At 54.2% G+C, this 13,079-nt stretch carries 16 protein-coding genes and 1 riboswitch; of the genes, 8 read left to right on the top strand and 8 right to left on the bottom strand.

From position 1 onward, the window contains the following. Nucleotides 1-43 precede the first annotated feature (43 nt). From NST96_RS05635 to NST96_RS05615, 5 genes are all read right to left on the bottom strand, one after another. Nucleotides 44-445: a YugN family protein gene (locus tag NST96_RS05635; protein ID WP_024985402.1), complete on the bottom strand. Its 402-nt coding sequence runs from the start codon at nucleotides 443-445 to the stop codon at nucleotides 44-46. Nucleotides 446-634: 189 nt separating this feature from the next. After that, nucleotides 635-1,729 carry a hypothetical protein gene (locus NST96_RS05630; RefSeq protein ID WP_024985399.1) on the bottom strand — a complete coding sequence of 365 codons (1,095 nt, stop codon included), beginning with the start codon at nucleotides 1,727-1,729 and terminating at the stop codon, nucleotides 635-637. Between the two features lie 116 nt (nucleotides 1,730-1,845). After that, entirely contained in the window at nucleotides 1,846-2,964 is a 1,119-nt protein-coding gene (thiO, locus tag NST96_RS05625) for a glycine oxidase ThiO (protein ID WP_342405711.1), read from the bottom strand. Nucleotides 2,965-3,059: 95 nt separating this feature from the next. After that, a riboswitch (TPP riboswitch) is annotated at nucleotides 3,060-3,172 on the bottom strand. Nucleotides 3,173-3,233: 61 nt separating this feature from the next. Continuing rightward, on the bottom strand, nucleotides 3,234-3,479 hold the full coding sequence (locus NST96_RS05620; RefSeq protein ID WP_003391033.1) for an excisionase family DNA-binding protein: 246 nt from the start codon (nucleotides 3,477-3,479) through the stop codon (nucleotides 3,234-3,236). Beyond that, nucleotides 3,466-4,827 (bottom strand): glucose-6-phosphate isomerase, encoded by a 1,362-nt coding sequence (locus NST96_RS05615; protein ID WP_003391031.1) that lies wholly within the window; start codon nucleotides 4,825-4,827, stop codon nucleotides 3,466-3,468. The genes NST96_RS05620 and NST96_RS05615 overlap by 14 nt, the downstream gene beginning before the upstream one ends. 232 nt (nucleotides 4,828-5,059) lie before the next feature. On the opposite strand from NST96_RS05615, the gene NST96_RS05610 reads away from it, so the two are divergent. The 3 genes from NST96_RS05610 to NST96_RS05600 are packed head-to-tail and all read left to right on the top strand — an operon-like array spanning nucleotide 5,060 to nucleotide 8,256. Further along, entirely contained in the window at nucleotides 5,060-6,325 is a 1,266-nt protein-coding gene (locus NST96_RS05610; protein ID WP_031932122.1) for an efflux RND transporter periplasmic adaptor subunit, read from the top strand. A 27-nt stretch (nucleotides 6,326-6,352) separates the two neighbouring features. Then, nucleotides 6,353-7,072, top strand: coding sequence for an ABC transporter ATP-binding protein (locus NST96_RS05605; protein ID WP_024985396.1), 720 nt, complete (start codon nucleotides 6,353-6,355; stop codon nucleotides 7,070-7,072). Then, nucleotides 7,069-8,256: an ABC transporter permease gene (locus tag NST96_RS05600; RefSeq protein WP_342405707.1), complete on the top strand. Its 1,188-nt coding sequence runs from the start codon at nucleotides 7,069-7,071 to the stop codon at nucleotides 8,254-8,256. Before NST96_RS05605 ends, NST96_RS05600 begins: the two co-directional genes overlap by 4 nt. 132 nt (nucleotides 8,257-8,388) lie before the next feature. On the opposite strand, the gene NST96_RS05595 is transcribed toward NST96_RS05600, so the two are convergent. The 3 genes from NST96_RS05595 to NST96_RS05585 are packed head-to-tail and all read right to left on the bottom strand — an operon-like array spanning nucleotide 8,389 to nucleotide 9,050. Next, nucleotides 8,389-8,568, bottom strand: coding sequence for a hypothetical protein (locus tag NST96_RS05595; protein WP_035990244.1), 180 nt, complete (start codon nucleotides 8,566-8,568; stop codon nucleotides 8,389-8,391). 60 nt (nucleotides 8,569-8,628) lie between these two features. Beyond that, a complete protein-coding gene (locus tag NST96_RS05590; protein WP_003391018.1) occupies nucleotides 8,629-8,775 on the bottom strand; it encodes a hypothetical protein in 147 nt (48 codons plus the stop codon). Further along, complete coding sequence (locus NST96_RS05585) at nucleotides 8,775-9,050, bottom strand: YqkE family protein (protein WP_003391016.1); 276 nt, start codon at nucleotides 9,048-9,050, stop codon at nucleotides 8,775-8,777. Before NST96_RS05585 ends, NST96_RS05590 begins: the two co-directional genes overlap by 1 nt. Nucleotides 9,051-9,136: 86 nt before the next feature. Between NST96_RS05585 and sspK the strand changes: the two genes are divergently transcribed. The 5 genes from sspK (at nucleotide 9,137) to NST96_RS05560 (ending at nucleotide 12,873) form a co-directional block, all read left to right on the top strand. After that, nucleotides 9,137-9,268, top strand: a complete 132-nt coding sequence (gene sspK, locus NST96_RS05580; RefSeq protein ID WP_003391014.1) for a small acid-soluble spore protein K — start codon at nucleotides 9,137-9,139, stop codon at nucleotides 9,266-9,268. Between the two features lie 22 nt (nucleotides 9,269-9,290). Further along, nucleotides 9,291-9,638, top strand: coding sequence for a DUF3905 domain-containing protein (locus NST96_RS05575; protein ID WP_003391012.1), 348 nt, complete (start codon nucleotides 9,291-9,293; stop codon nucleotides 9,636-9,638). A gap of 149 nt (nucleotides 9,639-9,787) precedes the next feature. Continuing rightward, nucleotides 9,788-10,090, top strand: coding sequence for an iron-sulfur cluster biosynthesis family protein (locus tag NST96_RS05570; RefSeq protein ID WP_003391010.1), 303 nt, complete (start codon nucleotides 9,788-9,790; stop codon nucleotides 10,088-10,090). Nucleotides 10,091-10,209: 119 nt separating this feature from the next. Beyond that, nucleotides 10,210-11,328, top strand: coding sequence for a site-2 protease family protein (locus NST96_RS05565; RefSeq protein ID WP_031932121.1), 1,119 nt, complete (start codon nucleotides 10,210-10,212; stop codon nucleotides 11,326-11,328). Nucleotides 11,329-11,526: 198 nt separating this feature from the next. Beyond that, a complete protein-coding gene (locus NST96_RS05560; RefSeq protein WP_003391007.1) occupies nucleotides 11,527-12,873 on the top strand; it encodes a hemolysin family protein in 1,347 nt (448 codons plus the stop codon). The last annotated feature ends 206 nt before the right edge of the window (nucleotides 12,874-13,079 follow it).

Below are 13,079 nucleotides of genomic sequence, written 5' to 3'. Positions count from 1 at the left end.
AAAACGGGCCAATCGTGTCGATGGCCCGCCGCATGTCTGCGATTCACGCAAATCTTCTTTCCAATTCCCTTACCATGGCTTCCGCTTTTCGCATCCAGTGCTCATCGACTGCGGCATCCTTGTCTACCGGCTCCTGAAATTGATTCATGGCCGCAGACGCAACGGCAGAGTAGTAGCCGATGTCCGATTCAATCCCCTCTCGGTAGACGTGCTTCAGGACAAACGGCGTTCCGAGCTCCAGCCAGGCGTCTTCGCTGTCCAGCTCGCCCTCCTGCACCTGAACGGGAATCCGCAGAAAGACCATGCCCGCTTCGTCCAGCTTTTTATCCAAATAACCCGCATTGTAATCCCAGTTTGCCAAGGTAAAGCCGTCCGGCTCCAGAGCTTCCCGAAAAAAACCATACGTCCCTCTCGTTCCCGGCAAACTGCTTTGAATGGTTTGCATCCAATCCCTGCCTTTCCGACATTTTGCCGTTAGTGTGTGACAAATGGGGGAGAAGTAGTCATTGAAGGACGTTTGGAAAACCTGGCTTTGCCAGGCTTTATGGCGCAGCCTCAGTTGGACCAAAAAAAGCCTCAAGGCGGCTTTGCCTGGAGGCTTTTTGCACTTGGATGCCCACACCTGTACACTCGCCTAGATCAGCGCGATGGACAGCAGAGAGAACAGCGTCAAAGGAATGACTCTTTTCCGGCAGCGGCGACGTGGAATCGGTGCCACGCAGGATGATTCCAACGTTTTTACGACGGGCGGACATGGTACGGGTGGCGGCGGTGGCGGCGGAGCTGGTGCGATCGGTCTGTACGGCGGAAATGGCGGATACGGAGGAAATGGGTACGGAGGGTACGGTGGATATGGCGGGAAAGGACTGACACCCGGGCGGACATCCTCGGCCGGACTGACCCTTTGATCTTTCGGTTTTTCCGTTTCCGCCGGACTTACCCGTGTCGGTCTTTCTAATGGCGCCACCAAGGGAACGCACGGTATGCAATAAGGCTGTACAGGCGGCTGTATGAAAGACTGTACAAAGGACTGTACAAAAGGGAATGGTCTTGTGACACTTTCCGGAGAAACCGCTGTGTAGGGGCTGACCTCAGAATAAGGCATCATTCCGGGATACGGACGGGCGTTCGGTCCCGTCGCGAATGGACTGACTGCTGTATACGGACTTACGCCAGGATAAGGACGACTGTTGGGCCCTGTTTCATACGGGCTTACCGCCGTATACGGGCTAACCCCTGGATACGGTCGGGCGTTGGGCCCCGTTGCATATGGACTGACTGCTGTATATGGACTAACCCCCGGATGCGGTCGGGAATTGGGTCCCGTTGCATATGGACTGACTGCTGTATACGGGCTGACTCCGGGATACGGACGGGCGTTCGGCCCTCCGCTCGCAAATGGGCTGACCGCTGTAAAGGGCGGACGCATATTGGGATCGGCCGGGTCGTACGGGGAACTGTAGGACACTTGCTCTACATCCAGCTCATAGCCATCCCAGTCTACTTCCTCCGCCTCGTCGTCATCCACCTCTTCTTCGACTTCCAGATAGACGTGGTCGTTGTCCCAGTCTACGATCTCTCCTTCGTATATCTGTCCATCCAGCGCTTCGATCCGAACCTTTTGCCGGGCATGCTCCTGGCAAACGTTTTGGACCGTATGGCGGATATCCTTGATCATGCTGACAGCGGCAGTGTCAACATGAAACAATTGCTTCTTAGACTCCTCCATCTATTTGACTCCTCCCCTCTGGTGTTTCTTTATTACCATATACGCCAGCCTATGGGGAGGTGTCTATTTTCCAGAGGGGACCAGCCCATTTTCCGATCAGGCCGTACCCATGAGCCTTATCTGTTTGTTGTCGACCCGAGGAACCGGGATGGCAAAAAGGGTTGCAGCGCATCTTCGCGTCCGCTCTCCACATAATCCGCCATCACCTTTGCTGTGACCGGAGAAAGCAAAATGCCGTTCCGAAAGTGGCCGCCCGCAATGGAAACGCCCTGCCATCCCGGTACGGGTCCAAGCAGCGGCATGCTGTCTGCTGTAGCGGGACGCAAGCCTGCCCACGCCTGCTGGAAGGCTGCTGAATGCAGAGCGGGCACATACGGCATCACACCGTCCAATACTTTCGCAAGACCGCTCAGCGTGACATGCCGCTGAAAGCCCGCTTCATCCTCGGTCGCTCCAAGGACGATCTTCCCATCCAGCTTGGGCGTGATGTACCCGGATGTGCCGAAGATGACGGTACGCAAAGGGATTCCGCTGGACGATACCGATGCCACCTGCCCGCGTACCGGTCTGACGGGCACAGCAAAATGGAGCCATTCGGCCATAATCCCGGCCCATGCGCCAGATGCGATCACGGTATGCCCGGCTCGCAGAGGCCCCGTGGTCGTTTCTACACCGACGATCCTGCCCCCTTCTTTTGCCATTCCGGTTACAACAGAGCCGGAAAGAAGCGTCGCTCCCATTTTTTTGCAAGCGGCTACCAGAGCATTCAGCAGCATGCGGTTGTTGATGTGCCCTTCTTCAGGCGAGTAGATCCCCGCGATCGCCTGCTCGGTCAAGAGCGGCTCGACTCTCCGCATCTCTTCCCCTGTCATCCACTCAACCGCATAGCCCGATGCCTTTTGCCACTTGTATTTTTCCAGCAACTCGCCCGACTCCGGCTCGGTAAGAGCTACTGTCAGCAGTCCGGATTTGCACGCCTGCACGTCAATGCCTGTCCTCGCTTCCAGCTCCTCTGCCCATTTCGGATAGAGCTCCAGCGACTTCATGCCCAGCTCCAGCATCGGCCCTGGCTGCGAAAATTCCTTCAGCGGCGCCAGCATTCCCGCTGCTGCCGATGAAGCCTGGCCTCCCCATTCTCCTTGCTCCACTACAGTCACGGCCATTCCTCTACAGGACAATTCATAGGCGAGACTGAGTCCGATGATGCCTCCGCCAACAAGTAAACAGTCGGTCATGCTGCTTCCTCTCCTTATCAAATGGAAAAGCCCACCCTCTCCGGCAGGAAAAGGTGGGCACAACACGCATCCAACGCATCAACGGGCGAAAAAATATCCGCCTGTAACCACTTCCCTGCGCCAGCATGATCTGGATCAGGTGCAAAGGGTCGACGGTCATCGCTTCCGTCCTCTCAGCCCAGCAAGATGGACTCCCCCAGTTACTTTTCATTCTATCAGTTGTCTTCTTCAGTATAGTCCTCTGGCCGCAAATCTGACAAGGGCTGAACTTAATCTTCGTCCTTCACGTCGTAGCTCTCCGGGATCGGCTCATGCTTCTGTTCATCCTCAAACTCCCGGAGCTTTCGGATCTGTTCCAGATGATGCTGAAACTGCTCCTTGTTGATCAGATACTCTTCCCCGTTGTGAACGGCACGGATTCGCCCTTCGCGGATTTTTTCCAGAATGAACGTCTCCGGCAATTCCAGATACTCGGATGTTTCGGCTACAGTCAGGTAGGTTTTAGTCGTCTCCACGAATTCTCGCTTCCAATTCTTCTTTCATTTTTTCAAAGCCGGGCCGCCCGAGCAATGCAAACATGTTGGCTTTGTAGGCCTCTACCCCGGGCTGGTCAAACGGATTGACCCCCAAGAGGTAGCCGCTGATCGCACAGGCTTTTTCAAAAAAATACACCAGCTCACCAAAATGATACGCTGTCAGCCGGGGAATTTCCACTACGAGATTCGGAACACCCCCATCTACGTGGGCCAGCATCGCTCCCTGCAGCACCTTTTGGCGGACGAAATCCATCCCTTTTCCAGAGAGATACTGCAAGCCGTCCAGATTGGCCGGGTCGTCTCCGATGGTGACGTCAACGTCAGATTTATGCACGGTCAAGACGGTTTCAAACAAGTGCCGTGTTCCGCTTTGCAGATATTGGCCGATGGAGTGGAGATCGGTTGAATACTCTGCGGATACAGGAAAAATCCCCTTGTTGTCCTTCCCTTCCGACTCGGCAAAGAGCTGCTTCCACCATTCCGCGAAAAAACGGAACCGGGGTTCGTAGCCGACCAGCACTTCAATCAGCTTGCCCCTTCGATACAGAATATTGCGGACAGCGGCATATTGGTAGCAAGGATTGTCTGCCAGCACCGGCGACAAAAACCGCTCTCTGGCATCTGCCGCTCCTTGCATCAGCTCATCCATATCGATTCCGCCGACAGCGATCGGCAAAAGACCGACGGGAGTAAGAATCGAAAAGCGTCCGCCCACATCCTCGGGAATGACAAAGGTCTCATACCCCTCGCTCTCGGCAAGCTGGCGGAGCGCTCCCTTCGCTCTGTCTGTCGTAGCGTAAATCCGGCTGCGGGCTTTTGGTCGTCCGTACTTTTTCTCCATCCAGCTCCGAAACAGGCGAAAAGCGATAGCCGGTTCCATTGTCGTTCCCGATTTGGAAATGACATTCAAAGAGACTTCTTTTCCCTCCAGCAGCTCCAGAAGATGAGCGAGGTAGACCGGACTGATGTTGTTGCCGACAAAATAAATCTCCGGTACCCGTCGTTTGCCCGCAGGCAGAAGATTGGTGAAGTGATGCCCGAGCATCTCCAGCGCTGCCTTGGCTCCAAGATACGACCCGCCAATGCCGATGACCAAGAGCACATCCGAATTCTCCTGGATTCTCGTCGCTGCCTGGACGATACGTTCCCGTTCACTTTTCTCGCATTTGATCGGCAAGTCCAGCCAGCCGCGAAGCTCGCTCCCTGCTCCCGTCCCCTGATGGAGCTGTATGTGCGAGCGCAATACTTCAGGAGCTAGCTGGTCTAAATCTGTCTGCTCGAAAAATTTGCACGCATGGGAGTAGTCAAAACGAAGCGTCTGGTTCATAGCTCCCTCCCTTGGAAATCCTGCTATGCTCCCTACATCTTATCGCTTCGGCCGGGCAAGGGTTCGACAAAGACAGCGCCCCATTTTTCCTTCACTTCTCCCTGCTCCCATGGTTTTGTGAAATTGTGAACATTCCATGAACAAAAAGGTTACCTTGTTACTTTTTTACTTGCCCCCCGTAAAACAGTTTCGTAAAGAAGGTATACATTATTTGGCAAGGGGATTAGAAGACATGAAAAAACGATGGTGGATGATCGGGTCCGTCGCCGCCGTACTGGTGATCGGAACCGTTAGCGTAAATCTTTTGAGTCCCGGTCAGGCGATGGGCATGCCTGTCCAGATCGGGACAGTAGCCACATCTGCGCTGGAAAGCCGCATCCTGACCTCCGGCAGTGTAGTCGTGGAGGATAAATACAGGGTGTACGCAAATGTGAACGGGACGCTGCGTGAATTCTCCGTCAAAGAAGGCGATCTCGTTAAAAAAGGGCAGGTTATCGGGAAGATTGACACCTCTGACGTAGAGAGCCGACTCCTGGAGCTGGACGCACAGATTGAACTGGCACGAGCGAATCTGTCCAAAGCGCAAGCAGGAAATGAACCGGAAGAGCTGGCACAGGAAAAAGAACGGGTCGCCCAAGCCCAGCGCGAGCACGATGCCGCTCAAAAGGAATACGATCGGCTGCAGCAGCTGTTCGCATCCGGGGCCACTACGCAGCAAGAGGTGGACAAGGCAAAAAGCCAGCTCGATTCTACGCTCTCGTCACTGAACGTCTCCAAGCAGCAGCTGGCATTGAAGCAAAAGGGACCGCGCAAAGAGGAGCTCGCTTCTCTGCAAGCGCAAATCAACAAGCTTCAGGTGGAGAAGGCGCAACTGGAGAAGGAGCGCACCCAAAGCGTGTTGGTCGCTCCCGAAAACGGCACCGTCATCAGCCTGGCTGCAGACAACGGCCAGTACGTAAACAAAGGAACGGAGATCTTTACACTCGCGAACCTGAACAACCTGCTCATCCAGGCCGATATCAGCGAGTCCGACGTAAGCAAAATAAAGCTCGGTCAATCGGCAGTCATCGAGGGCAGCTCTCTTGGAAAGCAGAAGCTGAATGCCAAAGTGGTGCGAATCTCCCCGATTGCCGTAACCACGCAAAACAGCTCCGGGCAAGGTGAAAAAACACGCGTCAAAGTCACTCTCCAGCCTGATGGCGACGTCTCGGCTCTCAAGCCCGGGTTTCACGTCGACATCAATATCCTGACGGAGAAAATCGACAATGCCATGCAGGTGCCGATCGAAGCGATTCAACAGGAGGCGGACGGCAGCACATTTGTCTGGGTAGCCGACAATGGCACGGCCAAGAAGGTAAACGTCGAGGTCGGCATGGAAAATGAGCTTTCCTCCCAGATCAAGTCGGGACTAACCGGCAATGAGCAAATCATCCTGAGTCCTCTGGATGCGATCCAGGAGAATGCGCCGGTCACCCCGTCCCCCATGGCAGGAATGTAACTACTTTGCAAAAAAGGAGGTCGGCCCATGCTTTACGTGGAAGGCCTGACGAAAACATATAGGACGGGCGATTCGGAACTGCCCATATTGCGAGGGGTAAACCTCTCCGTGGAAAAAGGGGAATTTGTCGCCATCATGGGACCGTCCGGCTCCGGAAAATCAACCTTCATGAACATGCTCGGATGTCTCGACCGGCCGGATTCAGGAACCTACGTGCTGGACGGCATCGAGGTCAGCAAGCAGAACGACCAGCAGCTTGCTCTCGTCCGCAACCAGAAAATCGGCTTTGTGTTTCAATCGTTCAATCTGCTGCCTCGCTCCACTTCCTTGCATAATGTCGAACTGCCGATGATGTACGCGGGCATCAGCCGCTCCGAACGAAGAAAGCGGGCGATGGAAGCATTGAAGCGAGTCGGGTTGGGCGAGCGGATGAACCACAGGCCGACACAGCTCTCCGGCGGACAGAAGCAGCGGGTGGCAATTGCCCGTGCGCTCGTAAACCGGCCAGCCATTTTGCTTGCAGACGAACCTACGGGAAATCTGGACAGCCGCTCCGGTACGGAGATCATGGCCATGTTTCAGGAGCTGCATGAGCAGGGTGTAACGATCATTCTCGTTACCCACGAGCTGGATATCGCCCAGCATGCAGAGCGCATCGTCACCTTCAAGGACGGTGTCATTATGAAGGACGAGCGCGTGGAAGAGCGCCTGACCGCCGTCCCGTCCGATGAGGTGATTCTGACATGAATTTTTTGGAAGCGCTGCGTACCGCCATCGATGGCATCTGGGCCAACAAAATGCGCTCCGGACTGACCATGCTCGGCATCATTATCGGGATCACATCCGTCATCGCCGTCAACACGCTTGGCGAAGGCGGACAGAGGGCCATCACCAGCGAGATGGAGAAATTCGGGCAAAACAGCTTTAACATCTATACCGATTATGAGAGCAAGGAAGAGCACTCCAATGACGACCTGACGGTGGAAGACGCCGAAACCTTGAGCCGTATCAGTCCCTACATCGAGCGGCTCGTCCCGTACAATCAATCCAACTCGATCGTGAAGGGTCCGAAAAAGGAAGAGCGGGTGAATGTTTATTCGACAACCGCTCACTACCTGGAGATTCAACCAACGGTAAAAATAAGCAAGGGACGCTTCTTCAGTGAAGCTGACGACAAGGAGCTGCGAGCCGTCATCGTGCTTGAGGATGAATTGGCAAAGAAGCTGTTCGGACAAATGAACCCGCTCGGCCAGCGGGTACGGATGGGAGACAACTCGCTTGTCGTAATCGGCACCTACAAGGAAGAAAAGTTCCGCTTTGACATGAGTCAAACGTGCGGCGCCTATATCCCGATCCGCTACGACCTGAGTTTTCAAGAGGAGCCTTTTGTCAGCACGCTGATCGGAAAGGCAAAAGACAAGGAGTCGGTCGAAGCCGCGATGAAGCAGGCTACCCAATATTTGTCCCGCAAGCATCAAAAGGAGAATCATTACCGCTCCTTTAGCATGCAGGAGCAGGTCAATCAGTTCAATCAACTGACCGGAACGCTGACGATTATTTTCAGCGTCATCGCCGGCATTTCCCTGGTCGTAGGGGGAGTCGGCGTCATGAACATCATGCTCGTCTCCGTTACAGAACGAACGCGGGAAATCGGCATTCGCAAAGCACTGGGGGCCCGCCGCCGGGATATCCTGATGCAGTTTTTGATCGAATCGCTGATCGTCTGTCTGATCGGCGGCCTGATCGGGGTACTGCTCGGGCTCGGAGCCGCAGCGCTGGTTTCTTACTTCGCCCAGCTCCCGCCGCTGTTGTCCTGGAACAGCATCTTCATCGCATTTGGCTTTTCCAGCGCCATCGGGATCTTTTTCGGATTGTACCCCGCAAACAAAGCGGCCAAGCTTGATCCGATCGAGGCGCTGCGCTACGAGTAAACTTTAACTTTACTTGCAAACATGAAAAGCAGCTGATCAATCACCTCACGATTGAGCAGCTGCTTTTTTACGTCTGCCAACCTGTATCATCGTTCAACCGGCACAAAGACTGGATCGGCCATCAAAGCTTTCTCATGACAAGGTCGGGGTATCCGCCACGAGCTTCAGGACAAAGAACAGCGTAATGCCGAAGCTGGCTACCGCCCACCACAACACTTTTCCACCGGGTCTGCCCGCTTTGTAGATGCGAAGCAACCGCCAGGTACCCACCGTTACACAGATGACACTGACAAAGAGCAGGATGGTCCCCACGGTCATTCCCCCTTTCCCCTTCTACTAGCTATATGGGAAAAGAGGAGTAAAAATCCCTGTTTATGTTTTCTTCTTCCCCAGACGGGAGAGGATTGCTCTGCCCCGCTCCTTGACGGCATCGTCCTTGACGTGAAGCTCCCGGCGCTTCAGCATGCCGTTTTTTGACGTGTCGGGCCGGCCTTCACGCTGATTTTTTTCCTCGGTCATCAGCTGTACTTGCCTCCGCCTTTTTTCTCATACTCTTCCAGGAGCTCGCCAAAGCTTTTGTTTCGCTCCCGCTCCTCTTGCTCACGCCGCTTCCGTTCGGCGGCTGCCTGCTCCGCTTTTTCCAGTTCTTCCTTCATCTGGCGCTCCAGCTGCTTCAATTTTCCAAGCGCGTCGTCACTCAACATTTCCTTTACGTTCACACCGTTTTTTTCAGGGGTTTCCGCCTTGGCGAATTTCGGCGCCTGGCGTTCTTGCTTGCGCTGTTTCTTTGCCATACATACGTGCTCCTTTCACAATGCTATGATCGAATCTGCCCGATTGGGCCATACTAAGCCCATGTGACAATAGAGGAGGGCAGACAATGGTACGAAACAAAGCTAAGGATTTCGGGAAAACTGCCGAGATTCGCGGTCCCAAAGCCCAGTCGGAGGCCGTTCGTTCTGATGGCTCCATCAATAGTGAACCACAAGAGAGACTAAAAGAAAACCGGTAACTCCACCAAGGAGGGCACCTGCATGGCTGATCATACTTCCAAAGAGGTAAAAGACGTGTCCCTTGACGGCACGCTCCCCCATCAAATCAGCTCCCCCGACTACAAGGACTCTTCCCGCACCATGCAAAAGCCATTTGTAAACGAGCACGGTGTGGTCATCGGGGACAGCTACTACAACTCCGAGGATTCTCCGCTCAACCAGTGGAGCACAGACACGGACCCATCCGTCATGGCTGGGGACGGCTGGGTCCATCCGACCAACGACATCGGGTGGAACACGACGGAGAACAGGGAGCTGCTTGAGGACGTTCCGCCCAATCGGGCCCGATTCATGCACCCGACACTGGATGTAAGCAAAGGTAAAGATTAGGAATTCGTTTGAAGCTGTCCAAACGTGGACCAAAGAAAACGCCGCCACCACCAGCGGCGTTTTTCCCTTTTTCCAGGCGGAAATTGGCGGAACCGCGTTTTCTAATGGTAAACTAGACGGATAGACAGATGTTTGAGAGGAGTCTCGTCATGAGTATTCACCTGCAAATTCAACCGGCATTCGCCCTCGCCTATCAGCAATACGCCGACTTTCGTCCCGGAGACACACTTCGGCTGTACGTACGCACCGGAGGCCCGGGAACAGGAGGCCTGTTTTTCGCGATTGAAAAGGACGAGGTCGAGCCAGGCGACGCTGTTTTCGAAGTAGAAGGGATGCGGTTCGTCATTCGCCCGAACGATTTTTGGTATTTTGACGGCGGCGAGCTGCGCTACGACAGAAGATACGGGGAGTACGGCTTCTCCTTTGTCAACCCTCGTCTGCTGGACGAATAGGAAACTTTCCGCTGCTCTGTACGTATGAAAAGGATGATCGGCACTTTGCTTATCCTCCTTTTTGCACATGCACGTTTTTCCCGGAGGGCAGCTTTGAAAACCGTACAGGAGGAAATGGCATGAATAAAACCAGGTCGGCGCTGCTGGCCATCGGCGCTTTTCTCTTGACCAACCTCAAGTGGGTATTGGGTTTGTTGAAATTCTCCAAATTTGGAACCACGCTTTTGTCGATGGCTCTCAGCCTCGGCGCTTATGCGATGTTTTACGGCTGGAAGTTTGCCGCTGCGCTGGTCTACCTCATCTTTGTCCATGAGATGGGCCATGTGATTGCCGCGAGACAAAAAGGAATTGCTACCTCACCGGCCGTCTTTATTCCGTTTGCCGGTGCCTTTATTGCGATGAAGGATCATCCGCGGGACGCGAGCACCGAAGCGTATCTGGCCTACGGCGGGCCGTTGGCAGGCATGCTAGCCTTTCTTCCCGCTCTGCCGCTGTACTGGTGGACACAGGATCCGTTTTGGGCATTGGTGATTTATTTGGGGGCGCTGTTGAACCTGTTCAACCTGCTTCCGGTCTCCCCGCTGGACGGCGGACGCATCGTCTCCGTCTTGTCGACAAAAATCTGGCTGATCGGACTGATCGGACTGGGAGCCATGCTGTTTGCAAGACCGGGACCGATCATGGTCTTTATCTTTATCCTCGGCCTGGTTACCTGGTGGAACCGCGCCCGGGAAGGGTATAAAAAACAGGTGCTGGCATACGAAAAAGAGAAGCTCCACACCCTGCTGGAGACGATGGCCGGCTGGCCGCAGCTTGAATCGACATGGGAAACGCGGGAAAGCCTGAACGCCAAACATCTGGAGGCTGCTAAAAAGAAAGCACCGGAAGGCTTTGCCATTCCCTTTTTGCAGGACGAAAAACGGTTTGCCAAGGATCGGGTACGCCTGGACAAATTGTTCGCGGAACAAACCTGGGAGCTGTTCCGCAAATGGGAGCGGGAACCGATGGAATTCTACGACTACGAACGGACGCAGCCTGTTCCCTCCCGCCTGCTGACCGAGGCCGAAAAACAGGCCCGGGAACGGATTGCCCAGATCGATGAGCTCCTGCACCGTCTGACGACCTATTACGAGGCGCCCGCTTCTACCAAGTGGAAGGTACTGGCCGCCTATCTCGGATTGGCAGCCGTTCTGTCGGTCTTTTTCGTTTACGCGCAGCAGCTGCTTCAGATTCGATGAGGCTAAAGAACTCTGTTTTGACCTCTCTGGCCACCCCAGCGCTCAAAAACGTGTGAGCCGGACACCCTACTGCCGTTTTTCGGTCGGAATGGGGGTGAATTGCTCACAATGGACGGAAATCGCCTTTGAGCAAATAGGGAAAAGGCTGTACCATAGTAGTATACATTCAAAATAATTCCAGAGAGGATGACTTCTTGCTTGGACAGTATTCCGATAGTGCTTAACCTGCTGCTTGTATTGTTTCTGGTTGTGTTGAATGGCTTTTTCGTAGCCGCCGAATTCGCACTCGTCAAAGTACGGCAGACACGCTTGACTCAGCTCGTAAACGAGGGGAACAAGCGAGCCGCTTTTGCCCAGAAGGTTACACAAAAGCTGGACGCGTACTTGTCTGCCTGTCAGGTAGGGATTACGCTCGCATCGCTTGGTCTCGGATGGGTGGGTGAACCCGCGATCGCTCACATGATCGTGGAGCCGCTGCTCGGTTCGTACCAGCTGCCTTCCTACCTTGTGTCGACGATTTCCTTCGGCGTGGCGTTTGCGATCATCACCTTCCTGCACATCGTGCTCGGTGAGCTCGCTCCGAAATCACTCGCTATTCAAAAAGCAGAAACAACTTCGCTGTGGGTTGCTGCACCATTGATGCTTTTCTATAAATTGCTTTACCCGGCTATTTGGGTGCTGAACGGAACCGCCAACAGACTGCTCAAATGGGTAGGCCTGGAACCGGTATCCGAACATGAAGCGGCCCATACGGAAGAAGAGATTCGCTTGCTGGTCAACCAGAGCCACCAGAGCGGCCATATCGATCAGACAGAATTGTCGCTCGTGGAGCACGTATTTGATTTTTCGGAAACCCTCGCACGGGAGATCATGATCCCCCGGATCGATATGGTGTGTCTATATACGACGAATACGTTTGAAGAAAACCTGGAGATTATCAGCACGGAGCGTCACACCCGCTTCCCTGTGGCCGCAGAGGACAAGGACAATCTGATCGGTTTCGTGCATGCGACCGACTTTTACTTGTCTGCCCTGCAGGATGAAACCGCTCGTCTGGAGGATATGCTTCGTCCCTTGCTGACTGTTCCCGAATCGATGGAAATCAGCCATGTGCTCCGTCTGATGCAGAAAAAACGTTCGCAGATGGCGATCGTCATCGATGAATACGGTGGCACTGCCGGCCTGTTGACGATGGAGGACATTTTGGAGGAAATCGTCGGCGACATTCAAGACGAATTCGATACCGACGAACGCCCTGAGCTTGAGAAGCTGGAAAACGGCCTGTCTGTCGCCGGCAAAATGCTCCTGAGCGAACTCAATGACCACTTGCCGTTTGAGCTCGTTTCCGAAGACGTCGATACTGTCGGAGGATGGCTCTACAGCCAGTTGGAAGAGGATATCGCCGTCGGAGCGTCCGTCGAGCTTGAGGATCACGTGTTCACAGTCGCTCAAATGGATAACCACCGCGTCACCCGGGTCACGATCAAACAACTGGTCCGCCCGCAGGCCGAAAAACAGGAAGAACCGGAAATGAGCGCTGTGTAACAGCGACCACGATATGGTTCAATCGCGTTACCATATAAAATAAGTGCCAATCATTCAACATTGCTGAAAAAGCCGACGCCTCCTCTGGGGCTGTCGGCTTTTTCTCTGTCTTTCCGTATATTCTGTCTCTCTTTTTCCGAGACCACGCAATGACCGTGCACCCGCGATGGATTCATGCCTTTCAGCCAACAAAAAACGAGGGGAGC

Origin of the sequence: Brevibacillus sp. FSL K6-2834 (assembly GCF_038592925.1) — a bacterium.
Lineage (GTDB): Bacteria > Bacillota > Bacilli > Brevibacillales > Brevibacillaceae > Brevibacillus > Brevibacillus borstelensis.
The sequence above is the reverse complement of the archived record's forward strand: the minus strand, read 5'-3'. Positions and strand labels throughout refer to the sequence as shown.

Bases quoted from the DNA above. Each gene is read 5' to 3' on its own strand.
- NST96_RS05635 (WP_024985402.1), bottom strand. From the start codon at position 445: ATGCAAACCATTCAAAGCAGTTTGCCGGGAACGAGAGGGACGTATGGT.
- NST96_RS05630 (WP_024985399.1), bottom strand. From the start codon at position 1,729: ATGGAGGAGTCTAAGAAGCAATTGTTTCATGTTGACACTGCCGCTGTC.
- thiO (WP_342405711.1), bottom strand. From the start codon at position 2,964: ATGACCGACTGTTTACTTGTTGGCGGAGGCATCATCGGACTCAGTCTC.
- NST96_RS05615 (WP_003391031.1), bottom strand. From the start codon at position 4,827: ATGAACCAGACGCTTCGTTTTGACTACTCCCATGCGTGCAAATTTTTC.
- NST96_RS05610 (WP_031932122.1), top strand. From the start codon at position 5,060: ATGAAAAAACGATGGTGGATGATCGGGTCCGTCGCCGCCGTACTGGTG.
- NST96_RS05605 (WP_024985396.1), top strand. From the start codon at position 6,353: ATGCTTTACGTGGAAGGCCTGACGAAAACATATAGGACGGGCGATTCG.
- NST96_RS05600 (WP_342405707.1), top strand. From the start codon at position 7,069: ATGAATTTTTTGGAAGCGCTGCGTACCGCCATCGATGGCATCTGGGCC.
- NST96_RS05590 (WP_003391018.1), bottom strand. From the start codon at position 8,775: ATGACCGAGGAAAAAAATCAGCGTGAAGGCCGGCCCGACACGTCAAAA.
- NST96_RS05585 (WP_003391016.1), bottom strand. From the start codon at position 9,050: ATGGCAAAGAAACAGCGCAAGCAAGAACGCCAGGCGCCGAAATTCGCC.
- sspK (WP_003391014.1), top strand. From the start codon at position 9,137: ATGGTACGAAACAAAGCTAAGGATTTCGGGAAAACTGCCGAGATTCGC.
- NST96_RS05575 (WP_003391012.1), top strand. From the start codon at position 9,291: ATGGCTGATCATACTTCCAAAGAGGTAAAAGACGTGTCCCTTGACGGC.
- NST96_RS05570 (WP_003391010.1), top strand. From the start codon at position 9,788: ATGAGTATTCACCTGCAAATTCAACCGGCATTCGCCCTCGCCTATCAG.
- NST96_RS05565 (WP_031932121.1), top strand. From the start codon at position 10,210: ATGAATAAAACCAGGTCGGCGCTGCTGGCCATCGGCGCTTTTCTCTTG.